Genomic DNA, 12,891 nt, shown 5'->3' on the forward strand with positions numbered 1-12,891 from the left:
CGCCATGACCAGCAACAGCGGGCCGTGGCGTTTTCTTCTTTTTCCAAAGCCGTCTGTTCGCGACCCTAACCCACCGGCTGAGGCCGGTTTGCCGGATGTGCGCTCTCCGACGCCGGCGGGTACCAGAGATAGCGGTGCAAGATGTATTTCGGCGTGTCGCGCGGCGGCAGGCCGGCGTGCAGGTAGAGCCAGAGCGGCGGGAAGACCAGCATGCGGCCCGGCGCCGGCGCGACGCTGACGTCGAGCCTGGGGAACACCGTCTCGCCGCCGCCGGGCGCGTTGAGATAGAGGATCGCGGTCAGGAAGCGGCGGCTCTGCTCGTCGTTCATCACGTCGACATGCGGCGCGAAGCCCTCGGCGCCGCCCGGCATGTAGCGCTTCATGCGCACCTTCTCGGCCCACACCTTGTCCGGCCACGCCGCTCCGATGCCGATCTCCTGGTTGTAGCGCTCGATCGCCTGCATCATCACGCCCAGCACCTCGGCCTCGACCTCGGGCCAGTGGCGGCTGACGTTCAGTTCGGCGAAATTGTAGGAACGCTCGGCCTGCATGCGCTCGTGCCGCGCGGCATCCGTCTCGAAGCGCCCGATCAATGCATCGCAGCGTGCGGGCGACAGCGTGCCGTCATAGACCTTCACATAGTCGGACAGCAGCTTGGCCAAGGCGCAGCTCCGGGATCGGCGAAGGCCGCCGTCAGATATCCAGCAGCAGGCGCTGCGGGTCTTCCAGGTTCTCCTTCACCCGCACCAGGAAGGTCACCGCCTCGCGGCCGTCGACCAGGCGGTGGTCGTAGGAGAGCGCCAGATACATCATCGGCTTGATGACGATCTTGTCGTCCTCGACCATCGCGCGCGGCTGGATCTTGTGCATCCCCAGGATGCCCGATTGCGGCGTGTTGAGGATCGGCGTCGACATCAGCGAGCCGAACACCCCGCCGTTTGTGATGGTGAAGGTGCCGCCCTGCAGCTCCTCCAATTTCAGCTTGTTGTCGCGGGCGCGCAGGCCGTAGTCGTGGATCTTCGCCTCGATCCCCGCCAGCGAGAGCAGGTCGGCATCGCGCACCACAGGCACGACGAGGCCGCGCTCGGTGGAGACCGCCACGCCGATGTCGTAATAGTTCTTGTAGACCACGTCGTCGCCTTCGATCTCGGCATTGACGTTCGGCAGGTCCTTCAGCGCCGCGATGCAGGCCTTCACGAAGAAGCCCATGAAGCCCAGCCGCACGCCGTGCTTCTTCTCGAAGCTGTCCTTGTATTCGGTGCGCAACGCCATGACGTGACTCATGTCGACCTCGTTGAAGGTCGTGAGCTGGGCGGCGGTGTTCTGCGATTCCTTCAGGCGCAGCGCGATGGTCTTGCGCAGGCGCGACATGGTCACGCGCTCTTCGCGTTCGGCGCGCGGGCGCGGCCCGGCATGCACCGGTGCGGGTGCAGCGCGGACGGCGGTGCGCTCGGCGGCGCGTGCTTCCAGGGCCTCCAGCATGTCGCCCTTGGTGACGCGGCCGTCGCGGCCGGTGCCCTGGACCGTGGTGGTGTCGACGCCGTTCTCTTCCGCGATGCGGCGGGCCGACGGCATCGGTGCCGGCGCGGCGGCGATGGGTGCCGCCTTGGGAGCCGGCGCAGGTTTGGGCGCCTCGGCCTTCGGCGCAGGCTTCGGTGCTTCGACGGCCGGTGCCTTGGGCGCAGCGGCCTGGGGATTCTTCGCCGTCGTCGCGGACGGCGCGCCCTTGGCGCCTTCGGCGATGGAGCCGAGCAGGGCGCCGACCTCGACCGTGTCGCCTTCCTTCACCGTGATCGACTGCAGCGAGCCGTCCGCCGGCGAGGGCACTTCCACCGTCACCTTGTCGGTCTCGAGTTCGAGCAACGGCTCGTCGCGTGCAACCGCCTCGCCTTCCTTCTTGAACCAGCGCGCCACGGTGGCTTCGGTGACGGACTCGCCCATCGCGGGCACTTTGATTTCGATGGTCATCGTGATTTCTCACCAAGGGGGTCACGCGAAGCCGCGGAGAACGCGGGGTTCGGCATGAACCGTTGCACACTAACCCACTTCGTCATCGCCCGCTTCATGCGGGCGACCCATTTTCCTTCTCGGGGAAAGAAAATTGGGTCACCCGGATCCTTCGCTTCGCTCCGGACCGGGTGATGACGGCTCATTCATAACGTCAAAGCTTCGGCCAAGAACGCCTTCAATTCCGCATTGTGCTGGCTCATCAGGCCCGCCGCCGTCGAGGCGTATTCCGGGCGGCCGACATAGCGCGGGCGGGCGGTGCCGCCCAGCTGCGCCACCGTCTGCTCGATGCGCGGGGCGGCGAAGCCCCAGGCGCCCTGGTTCTTCGGCTCTTCCTGGCACCACACGATCTCGGCCTTCGGGAAGCGGTTGAGCTCCAGCGCCAGGACGTTCTCCGGGAAGGGATAGAGCTGTTCGAGCCGGATGATCTGCACCCGGTTCTCGTTCAGCTTGTCGCGCGCTTCCATCAGGTCGAAATACACCTTGCCGGAGCACAGCACGACCCGCTTGATGTCCTTATCCTCGGCCAGCCTGGTCGTCCACGCGCCCGGCACGCATTCGGCCTGGTCGCGCAACACGCGGTGGAAGGACGAGCCCGGCCCGAAATCGGCCAGGAACGAGGTGCACTTCTTGTGGCGCAGCAGGGATTTGGGCGTCATCACGATCAGCGGCTTGCGGAACGGCCGGTGCAGCTGGCGCCGCAGCGCATGGAAATAGTTCGCCGGCGTGGTGGGATAGACGACCTGGATGTTGTCCTGGGCGCAGAGCTGCAGATAGCGCTCCAGCCGTGCCGAGGAATGCTCCGGCCCCTGGCCCTCATAGCCATGCGGCAGCAGCATCACCAGGCCGCACATGCGCAGCCACTTGGTCTCGCCCGACGCGATGAACTGATCGATGATCACCTGCGCGCCGTTGGCGAAGTCGCCGAACTGCGCTTCCCACAGCGTCAGCGCCTTGGGCTCGGCCGAGGAATAGCCGTATTCGAAGCCCAGCACCGCCTCTTCCGACAGCAGCGAGTCGATCATCTCGAACGGCGCCTGGCCGTCGCGGATGTTCGCCAGCGGATACCAGCGCGCTTCGGTCTCCTGGTCGATCAGCGCGGCGTGGCGCTGGCTGAACGTGCCTTCGGTCGAATCCTGGCCGGAGAAGCGGATCGGCATGCCTTCGAGCATCAGCGTGCCGAAGGCCAGCGCCTCCGCGGTCGCCCAGTCGAAGCCTTCGCCCGACGCGAACATCGCGTCCTTGGCGTCCAGCGCGCGCGCCACCGTCTTGTGGACGTTGAAGCCCGGCGGCACGCGGGTCAGCGCGGCACCGACCTCGCGCACGGTCTCCAGCGGCACGGCGGTATCGCCGCGGCGGTCGCCCTTGGGCGCCATGGACATGCCGGACCAGCGCCCGTCGAGCCAGTCGGCATGCTCGGGCTTGTGCGTCTTGGACGCCGTCAGTTCGTCGTCGAGCCGCGCCATGAAGCTCTTCAGCATCGCGTCGGCTTCGGACTGGCTCAGCGTGCCTTCGTCGACCAGCTTCTGCGTATAGAGCACCAGCGTCGTCGGATGATCCTTGATCGCCTTGTACATCAAGGGCTGGCTGAAGGTCGGCTCCAACGTCTCGTTGTGACCGAACCGGCGGTAGCACACCATGTCGATCACGACGTCCTTGTGGAACAGCTGGCGGAATTCCGTCGCGATGCGGGCGCAATGCACCACCGCCTCGGGATCGTCGCCGTTCACATGGAAGATCGGCGCCTGCACCATCAACGCGATATCCGTGCAGTACGGCGAGGAGCGCGAATAGGCCGGCGACGTCGTGAAGCCGATCTGGTTGTTGATGATGAAATGGATCGTGCCGCCGGTGCGGAAGCCTTTGGTGCCGCTCATCGAGAAGCACTCTGCGACCACGCCCTGGCCCGCGAAGGCCGCGTCGCCGTGCAGCAGCAGCGGCATCACGCTGGAGCGGTCGGCGGTGTCGTCGAGCTGCGCCTGCTTGGCGCGCGCCTTGCCCAGCACGACCGGATCGGACGCTTCGAGATGCGACGGGTTCGCCGTCAGCGAGAGATGGACCTGGTGGTTGTCGAACTCGCGGTCCGACGAGGCGCCCAGATGGTACTTCACGTCGCCCGAGCCCTGCACTTCGGAGGGGTTCGCGCTGCCGCCGGAGAATTCGTGGAACAGCTGGCGATAGGGCTTGCTCATGACATTGGCGAGCACGTTGAGGCGCCCGCGATGCGCCATGCCGATCACGATCTCCTTCACGCCGAGCTGGCCGCCGCGCTTGATGATCTGCTCCAGCGCCGGGATCATCGCCTCGCCGCCGTCCAGGCCGAAGCGCTTGGTGCCGAGGAAGCGCAGGCTGGCGAACTTCTCGAAGCCTTCCGCCTCGACCAGCTTGTTGAGGATCGCCTTCTTGCCTTCGGGTGAGAACACGATTTCCTTGTCCGGACCCTCGATACGACGCTGCAGCCAGTCCTTCTGCTCGGCGTCGTTGATGTGCATGAACTCATAGCCGATGCGGCCGCAATAAGTGCGCTTGAGGATCTCGGTGACCCGGCGCGGCGTCGCCGTCTCCAGTCCCATCACGCCGTCCATGTAGATCGGGCGGTCGAGGTCCTCGGCATGGAATCCGTAGAAGGTCGGCTCGAGCTGCGGATGCGGCTGGCGGGGCGTGATCTTCAGCGGATCGAGGTCGGCCTCGAGATGGCCGATGACGCGATAGGCGCGCACCAGTTGGATGGCGCGGATCGAATCCTGCGCCGCCTTGTGCAGGTCGGCTTCGCTGCTCGCGCCCTTGCGCGACGGCCACTGCCCGGTCAGGGCCCCCACCAGCTCGCCATTGGCATAGTCCGGCTTCTTGTCGCGCCGCCATTCGGGGCCGCGGCCGAGCTGGGCCGGCGCGAGGCCGTTCTGGCCCAGGCTCGAAAAATAGGCACGCCAGCTTTCATCGACCGCGTCGGGATTTTCCAGGTACTGGGCGTAGAGCGACTCGACGAAGGCGGCGTTGGTGCCGGTCAGGAAAGATGTCGCCTCCAGCAGGTCGTTGGAGCTGCGGGCGAGGCGGGGAGAGGAGGATTGATCAGTCATTTCAGAATGTTAGGGCCGGACTTCTTGGGTCCTGGCCGATCCGTTTGGCTTGGAGGCCGGAGGCTGCGCGTGGTAGCGCCGTTGGGCCATCAATTCAACGCTCCACACGGTTAAATATGGGTGCAATGGGACCGTATTGCGACAACCGAAGAACCCTTCTTTGCGTACGGTTTTTGCGCTGAATTCATTTAAGGGCGACCGCTTCCGCCGTGTATAGCTCCGCTTCATGGAACCCAAACGCCTGACCTCGCTCGATGCGCTGCGCGGCCTCGCCGCGCTGGTCGTCGTCCTGTGGCACTGGCAACACTTCTTCGCGCTCGACGGCGACTGGATGGACGGCTGGACGCGCGACATGCAGCCCGCCTATGGGTTGCTCAAGCCGTTCTATGTCCAGGGCTGGGCGGCGGTCGACCTGTTCTTCGTGCTCTCGGGCTTCGTGTTCTTCTGGCTCTATGGTGCGGCGATCCGCAGCCGCGCCGTCGCGGCCTCGCGCTTCGCGGGCCTGCGCCTTTCGCGGCTCTATCCCCTGCACGTCGTCCTGCTGGTCGTGGCGGCGACATTGCAGTTCCTGTTCTTCCGCGCCCATGGCGTGTTCTTCATCTACGAGGCGAACGACGCACCGCATTTCGCGGCCAGCCTCGTCATGGTGCAAAACTGGTGGCCGGGGTCGCCCCAGAGCTTCGACGGGCCGAGCTGGTCGGTGTCGGTCGAGGTGCTGCTCTATGTGCTCTTCTTCATTGCCTGCCGCGCCGGCCTGAAGCGCGGCTTGCATTGTTTCGTCCTGGCCTGTCTCGGCGGATTGCTGCTGCCCTATGACGAGCACATCGCGCGCGGCATCATCGGCTTCTTCATGGGCGGATTTGTCTTCACGGTGTGGGATCTGCTCAGGGTCCGCGCCGATGCCCGCGCCGCCGGGCGTTTGCTCGGCGCCGCCGCCGTCTTGGGCTGGCTCGCCCTCGCCGCGATGCTCTACCGCGGCAGTTCCTGGCTCGCGAATGGCGAGGCCAACAACCTGTTCCTCCTGGCCTTCGATTTCGGGCTCTGTCCGCTGACCGTCCTGGCGCTTGCGCTGCACGAGCAGGCGCGCGGACGCTCCTATGCGGCCCTGGGCTTCCTGGGCGACATCAGCTACTCGACCTATATGATCCATTTTCCGCTGCAACTGGGTCTCGCCTTGCTGGCGCCCGCGCTGGGGCTGGCGCCGCGCTTCTTCATGCAGGGCTGGGTGATGCTGACCTTCTATGTCGTGCTGATCGGGCTTGGGACGCTGTCCTACCGGTATTTCGAGCGTCCGATGCAGATCCTGCTGCGGAGTCTGGGGCAGCGGAAAGATTCCGTTGCGGCGCGCGGTTGAGCGGGCGCGGTTACCGGACGGCCGCGACGGTCCGGGCCGCGATTTGCCGGTCCTAGTACCAGCGTCCGTTGACGGAAAACCTGGGTGCTTGGCGCACGGTTTCCGCCATGGCGTCGAAGTTCCGGACGAACAGCACCTTCACATCATAGGGGATCGGCGAAAGGCGCTCCAGCTTCCGCGTCACGGGGTCGTACTGGACGGGTGTGAAGCCATGCGACGTCATCTCCTGGAGCGTGGCTTCGGGCGAACTGCCGAATCCCACGGTCCGCCGGAGGCAACCGAGCGCCACCGCCTTGAGCGCCGGATTGGCCAGCAGCCGCGGCGCGCCGCGCAAGACGTGATGCTCGAAACCCACCACGTCGATCTTGAGGAAGCTCACCGGCCGATCCGCCACGATGTCGTCCAGGCGCATGACCGGGACTTCCCCGTAACCGGAGGCGGCGTCGGTGCGCATTTCGTTGACCGCCGCGCCGTCGAGTCTTGCGTAGAGGATGCCCGGCGCGTCGCCGATCGCCGCCTTGTGGACTTCCACCCGGTTGCCGAGGTTGTTGATTCCGATATTCGCCGCGAGCGCCGCCAGCGCCGCCGGGCTGGGCTCGCAGGCGATGACGTCGGCGTCCGCGACGCCGGCGCCCATCACCGCGAAGACGCCGACATTCGCCCCCACATCGACGAGCCGCTCGCCCGGTGCAAGCGCATGCAGCATGAAGCCCGCGACACGGAATTCGAACAGGCCGCTGTAATATTCGGCGCTCACCGAGGTCATGCCCGTCTTGCCGACAAGCTTGGTGCCCGAGACGAAATCCATCACCAGCGGCTGCCGCCACAGGCGCGCCGTCGCCTGCCATCGGATCATCCGGCCCAGGACGGCCGACGTGCCTCCGCTCACGCGCGGATCGGCGGCTGAGACGGCGCTGAGGATGGAGCGAAACTTCGCGAAAACGCGCGGTAGCCGCACGAGGCCTCCCAGGAGCACGAGGCTTCCACGCAGCCTGCGAACACAGGCAACATAGCAGGTGCGGCCGGAATTTTCGACTCCCGCGTCAATTACCTTTCAGCAATTCGACCAGCGTGGTCCCCAACGCGGCCGGATTCGGCGACACCCGAATCCCCGCGCTCTTCATCGCTTCGATCTTGGAATTCGCGTCACCCTTGCCGCCGGAGATGATCGCACCCGCATGGCCCATGCGGCGTCCGGGCGGGGCGGTGACGCCCGCGATGAAGCCCACCATCGGCTTCCTGGTCTTGTTGTGCTTGATGAAATCGGCCGCGTCTTCCTCGGCGCTGCCGCCGATCTCGCCGATCATGATGATCGACTCGGTTTCCGGATCGCGCAGGAACATCTCAAGCACTTCGAGATGCTCCGTGCCCTTGACCGGATCGCCGCCGATGCCGACGCAGGAGGACTGTCCGAGGCCGACCGCCGTGGTCTGCGCCACTGCTTCGTAGGTGAGGGTGCCGGAGCGCGAGACGATGCCGACCGTGCCGCGGCGGTGGATGTGGCCGGGCATGATGCCGATCTTGCACTCGTTCGGGGTGATCACGCCGGGACAGTTGGGTCCGATCAGCCGGGTCTTGGACCCCTGCAGTGCGCGCTTGACCTTGACCATGTCGAGCACCGGGATGCCCTCGGTGATGCAGACCGCCAGCGGGATCTGCGCGTCGATCGCTTCGAGGATCGCGTCGGCGGCGAAGGGCGGCGGCACATAGATCGCGGTCGCGGTGGCGCCGGTCGCCTCGACCGCCTCGCGCACCGTATCGAAGACGGGGAGGCCAAGATGTGTCGAGCCGCCTTTGCCCGGCGAGGTGCCGCCGACCATCTTGGTGCCGTAGGCGATCGCCTGCTCGGAATGGAACGTGCCCTGGTTGCCGGTGAAGCCCTGGGTGATGACGCGCGTGTTCTTGTCGACGAGGATGGACATTACTTGGAGCCCTTCACGGCTTTGACGATCTTTTGCGCGGCATCCGCGAGGTCGTTGGCGGAGACGATGGGCAGGCCGCTCTCGGCCAGGATCTTCTTGCCCAGCTCGACATTGGTGCCTTCCAGCCGCACCACCAGCGGCACGCCCAGCGAGACCTCCTTCGCGGCGGCGATGATGCCTTCCGCGATGATGTCGCATTTCATGATGCCGCCGAAGATGTTGACCAGGATGCCCTTCACGTTCGGATCGGAGACGATGATCTTGAACGCCTGCGTCACCTTCTCCTTGGTGGCGCCGCCGCCGACGTCGAGGAAGTTGGCCGGCTCGCTGCCATAGAGCTTGATGATGTCCATCGTCGCCATGGCGAGGCCCGCGCCGTTCACCATGCAGCCGATCTCGCCGTCGAGCTTGATGTAGGAGAGGTCGTATTTGCTCGCCTCGACCTCGGCCGGGTCCTCCTCGTCGAGATCGCGCAGCGCCTGGATGTCCTTGTGGCGGTAGAGCGCGTTGTCGTCGAAATTGATCTTGGCGTCGAGGCAGATGACGTGCCCGTCCTTGGTCACGACCAGCGGGTTGATCTCCAGCAGGCTCATGTCCTTGGCGATCACCGCGTCGTAGATCGACTTGACCACGGCGCCGAGCTGCTTGACCTGGTCGCCCTTGAGCTTGAGCGCGCTCGCGATGTCGAGCCCGACATAGTTGGAATAGCCGACCGCCGGCTCGATCTGGAAGGTCTTGATCTTCTCGGGCGTCTTGTGCGCCACCTCTTCGATGTCCATGCCGCCTTCGGTCGACGCGATGAACGCGACGCGCGACGTGGCGCGGTCGACCAGGGCGGAGAGATAGAGCTCGCGTTCGATCGCCGAGCCGTCCTCGATATAGAGGCGCTTGACGAGCCGGCCGGCCGGGCCGGTCTGGTGCGTCACCAGCGTCATGCCGAGCATGCGCTTGGCTTCTTTCTCCACGTCCTCGATGGATTTGACCACCTTGACGCCGCCGCCCTTGCCGCGGCCGCCGGCATGGATCTGCGCCTTCACCACCCAGACCGGCCCGCCGAGCTCCTTGGCGGCCGCGACGGCTTCTTCGACCGTGAAGGCGGCCTTGCCGCGGGGCACGGGAGTGCCGAAGCCGCGGAGAACCTCCTTGGCCTGGTATTCATGGATATTCATGGGGAAATCCTGGGCTTTGATGGCGGAATGCGCGGCACAATAGCAGCCGACCCTCCCCGCGCAAGCTTGGGGCGGACCGCCGCCTTTCAGATGCTTGGCGCGGCGCGCAATTGCACCCGGCGGGGTGTGTTTTCAGCGCAAATCGCAGCGAATCCGGCCAGCAGAAGGACGGTCCCCAGGGGCAGGAGCGTCGCCTGCGTAAAGGTGCGCGTCACGATCGGCATCGCCCATAGCGCCGCCAGCAGTGTCGGCCACCAGGGCCGGAAGCCCCGCGCCAATCCCTCCGCTGCGAGCAGCGCGATGGCGGGCGCGAGGATCATCAGGTCGTAATCGAGACTGTAGGGCGTCACGAGGATCGCCGCGAAGCACAGCGAAGCGGCCTTGTGCGCCATCGGCGCCGCGCTGCGCCACAGCGCCACCACGCCCGTGGCGACCGCCAGCGACACCGCGCCCTGCACGGCATAGGCGAGCCCCACCGGTCCGCCCCATAGCCGTACCCAGGCAAAGACGCTCTGGATCTTGTGGAAGCCCGTGCCGCCCTGTTCCAGCACGACGACCCGCGTGAAATGCGACGAAGCGAGAAACGCCGGCCAGACCTCCCAGCCGAACAGGACGGTCACCAGCGCCGTCAGCGCGATAAGGGTCGCTGCCGCCGCGGCAAGGACGCGCCAACGTCCCGTCGCGACCAGCACCAGCGGCACGAGCACCGCGAATTGCGGCTTGTACGCCAGCAGGCCGAACAGGATGCCTGCCACCACGGGCCGCCTGTCCAGCAGCGCCAGCCCCGCGGCGAACAGCGCGGCCGTCAGGAAGCCGTTATGGCCATGGGTGAGGTTGACGAACACAGCGGTGAAGCCGAGCGCCACCGCCGGCCAGAGCCGGTCCCGCGCCAGCGACGGCAGCGGACCGTGCCGCAGCAGCAGCCACAAGGCGCCAAGATAGAGGATCGCCGACGCGATCTGCCACACCGCCAGCGCGCCGAGATAGGGCAGGGCGGCGAGCGGCGCCGCGATCAACAGGAAGTAAGGCGGATAGTGCCAGCCATAGAAGGGCGTCGCCGGGCCGAAGATCGCCTGCTCGGCGCGATATTGCGCCTGCGGATCGAACGGCTTCGCCGCATCGCCGTGCAGCGCCGCCACGCCGGCGGCGTAGACATTGGAGAAGTCGCTGCCGAGCGGGCGGCCTTCGCGATCGATCCCGCCATGGGACGTCGCGATCAGCCAGCCGATCCCCAGCGCGAAGCCGATCAGCAACGCGACGGTCCACAGCCGCACCCGCTCGCGCGTGAGATACGAGCCGTCGCGCAGCGCAGTGAGGAGGGCGGACATGCCGCCATGCTGGTCGATTTTGCTTAAGAAACCCCCACTGTCATCCCCGGCTGAGCATCGCGACCGATGCGAAGGGAAGGGGATGACATCGGAGAGCAGCTCGCAAAAAATTCGGCTCCCCGCCCTGCAGGACGGGGAGCCTGGTCAAATCCTCGCTGAAGGGAGGGACGCCGACCGATTCCGTTACGCAAACGAGCAGCGCGCCGATCAGTTGCCTGAGGCGTCGCCGACGCCGCCGTCCAGCGACATGCCGCCGACTTCGGCTTCCGGCGCGGCGTCCGCGGTGTGCACTTCGGTGACGCAGACCTTGGCGCGGAAGGAGAAGAAGAAATCGCCGTCGCCATAGCGGCGCAGGTTGGTGCGCTCTGTGCAGTCCGGCACCGGCACCGCCGGGGCGCACTTCACCATGCCGTCCTTGAAATGGCGCAGCGCCTCGTGCTCGCCGCACATCAGCACCTGGCCGTGCTCATAAGTGCCCGCCATGCCCTGGTCGGACTGCAGCACGTCGCCGATGACGACCTTGAGATGCGAGCCGGGAATGCAGCGCGCGACCTCGCCCTCATAGCTGGCGTCGATCCAGGTGTCGCCGATCATGTGGCTGGCGGCGTATTCGCGCCCTTCATAGGAGACGCAGACCGCGTGGATCGATTTGACCACCGTCGCCTCCGTCATGTGGCAGGCCCCGCCTTCACGCACGGCGGCGATCGCGATGGCGCCGCCGCCGCCGCGGTTGTTGTAGTTGATGATCTGGTAGCTGCCGCTATAGACGATGGTCTGCGCCGCGGCGCCGGCCTGCGCCGCCGAGGCGGCGGTCGCGAAGGCCGAGGCTTCGGCGGATGAGAACGCGCTGACCTTGTTGATCACGATGTTCTTGTTGATCACCACGTTCTTGTTGATGTTGATGTTCTTGTTGATGACCACCGGCTTATAGATATTGATGTTCTTGTTGATGTTGACCGGCTTGTAGATATTCAGCGTCGAGCCGTGGCCGCCGCCGCCATTGTCCTTGCAGCCCGGCATCGAGCCGCCGCCATGGCCGCTGCCGCCGCCGCCCATATTCCCGGCGAGCGCCGGCGAAAGGGGCGCGAGCGTCAGGGCGGCGCTGGCGAGCGCGGCGATGAAGCGGGTGGTCTGGCGCGGCATGGTGTGCTCCTTGAAGTCTACCAAAATGGGCAAAGTCTTGGTCTCGGGTCCCCCTCGCTTCACGAACCGTGCCATTCCCGGGGGCTCCGTCCCGGCGCCGTGCTGCCCCGATCTGGCACAATGTCGCCGCGTTCGGCGGCCGGGCTTGTCTCCATGATCCCGATCTCGGATGACAATCCGGCGCGCCGCAGACCCATCGTGACCGTTGCGATCATGCTGCTCTGCGGCCTCGCCTTCCTGTGGGAGCTCGCGCTGGGGACGCGGACCGACGAGGCGCTGGCCGCCTTCGGCTTCACGCCCTACGCGCTCTTCCACCCCGGCACGGCGCCCCGCGCCGGCATCCCGGTTTGGGGCACGATCTTCACGTCCATGTTCCTGCACGCCGGCTACCTGCATATCGCGGGCAACCTGCTTTATCTGTGGATTTTCGGGAACAACATCGAGGACGCGATGGGGCATGTGAAATTCGCCCTGTTCTATCTGGCCTGCGGTGTCGCCGCGGCGCTCGCCATGGTGCTGGTCGATCCCGGTTCGCAGACCCCCATCGTGGGCGCCTCGGGCGCGATCTCCGGCGTGCTTGCCAGCTACATGCTTCTGTATCCGCGCGCCCGCGTGCACACGATCCTTACGCTGGGCTTCTTCTTCTATTGGATATGGCTGCGCGCGGTGTGGGTGCTGGGCATCTGGTTCGCGCTGCAGCTCGTCAGCGGCCTGCTCACCCCGGCGTCGGAGCCCGGCACCGCCTGGTGGGCGCATGTCGGCGGCTTCGCGGCCGGGCTTCTCCTCACGCCGCTGCTGAAGGCGCGCGACATCCCCTATTTCGGCCCCTTCGAGCCCCGCGGTCCCTGGGCCGACGGATAGGCTTGCCACGCCGGAGCGCGCAGCGCGAAG

General features: G+C 66.2%; 10 protein-coding genes. 2 read left to right on the forward strand and 8 right to left on the reverse strand.

The annotated features are described in order from the left end of the window. Positions 1–65 precede the first annotated feature (65 nt). The 3 genes from WDM91_20845 to WDM91_20855 all read right to left on the reverse strand — a co-directional run bounded on the left by WDM91_20845 (position 66) and on the right by WDM91_20855 (position 5,084). The gene (locus WDM91_20845; GenBank protein MEI9997056.1) at positions 66–662 is read right to left on the reverse strand and encodes a 2OG-Fe(II) oxygenase; all 597 of its coding nucleotides are present in this window, start codon (positions 660–662) and stop codon (positions 66–68) included. Between the two features lie 31 nt (positions 663–693). After that, positions 694–1,968 carry a 2-oxoglutarate dehydrogenase complex dihydrolipoyllysine-residue succinyltransferase gene (gene odhB / locus WDM91_20850; protein MEI9997057.1) on the reverse strand — a complete coding sequence of 425 codons (1,275 nt, stop codon included), beginning with the start codon at positions 1,966–1,968 and terminating at the stop codon, positions 694–696. Positions 1,969–2,153: 185 nt separating this feature from the next. Then, a complete protein-coding gene (locus tag WDM91_20855; GenBank protein MEI9997058.1) occupies positions 2,154–5,084 on the reverse strand; it encodes a 2-oxoglutarate dehydrogenase E1 component in 2,931 nt (976 codons plus the stop codon). A gap of 226 nt (positions 5,085–5,310) precedes the next feature. Between WDM91_20855 and WDM91_20860 the strand changes: the two genes are divergently transcribed. Next, complete coding sequence (locus WDM91_20860) at positions 5,311–6,438, forward strand: acyltransferase (protein ID MEI9997059.1); 1,128 nt, start codon at positions 5,311–5,313, stop codon at positions 6,436–6,438. 52 nt (positions 6,439–6,490) lie between these two features. Here the strand turns inward: WDM91_20860 and WDM91_20865 are convergent, their stop codons facing one another. The 5 genes from WDM91_20865 to WDM91_20885 all read right to left on the reverse strand — a co-directional run bounded on the left by WDM91_20865 (position 6,491) and on the right by WDM91_20885 (position 12,000). Continuing rightward, the gene (locus WDM91_20865) at positions 6,491–7,327 is read right to left on the reverse strand and encodes an FkbM family methyltransferase (protein ID MEI9997060.1); all 837 of its coding nucleotides are present in this window, start codon (positions 7,325–7,327) and stop codon (positions 6,491–6,493) included. Between the two features lie 154 nt (positions 7,328–7,481). Next, a complete protein-coding gene (sucD, locus tag WDM91_20870; protein MEI9997061.1) occupies positions 7,482–8,360 on the reverse strand; it encodes a succinate--CoA ligase subunit alpha in 879 nt (292 codons plus the stop codon). Continuing rightward, positions 8,360–9,529, reverse strand: coding sequence for an ADP-forming succinate--CoA ligase subunit beta (gene sucC / locus WDM91_20875; GenBank protein ID MEI9997062.1), 1,170 nt, complete (start codon positions 9,527–9,529; stop codon positions 8,360–8,362). The genes sucD and sucC overlap by 1 nt, the downstream gene beginning before the upstream one ends. Before the next feature lie 86 nt (positions 9,530–9,615). After that, on the reverse strand, positions 9,616–10,857 hold the full coding sequence (locus WDM91_20880; GenBank protein MEI9997063.1) for a glycosyltransferase family 87 protein: 1,242 nt from the start codon (positions 10,855–10,857) through the stop codon (positions 9,616–9,618). A gap of 207 nt (positions 10,858–11,064) precedes the next feature. Continuing rightward, positions 11,065–12,000 carry a hypothetical protein gene (locus tag WDM91_20885; GenBank protein ID MEI9997064.1) on the reverse strand — a complete coding sequence of 312 codons (936 nt, stop codon included), beginning with the start codon at positions 11,998–12,000 and terminating at the stop codon, positions 11,065–11,067. Positions 12,001–12,153: 153 nt separating this feature from the next. Here WDM91_20885 and WDM91_20890 point away from each other — a divergent pair, with 153 nt between their 5' ends. Next, positions 12,154–12,861: a rhomboid family intramembrane serine protease gene (locus tag WDM91_20890; protein MEI9997065.1), complete on the forward strand. Its 708-nt coding sequence runs from the start codon at positions 12,154–12,156 to the stop codon at positions 12,859–12,861. Positions 12,862–12,891 lie beyond the last annotated feature (30 nt).

The sequence above is a fragment of the Rhizomicrobium sp. genome (genome assembly GCA_037200385.1).
In the GTDB taxonomy this organism is placed as follows: domain Bacteria; phylum Pseudomonadota; class Alphaproteobacteria; order Micropepsales; family Micropepsaceae; genus Rhizomicrobium.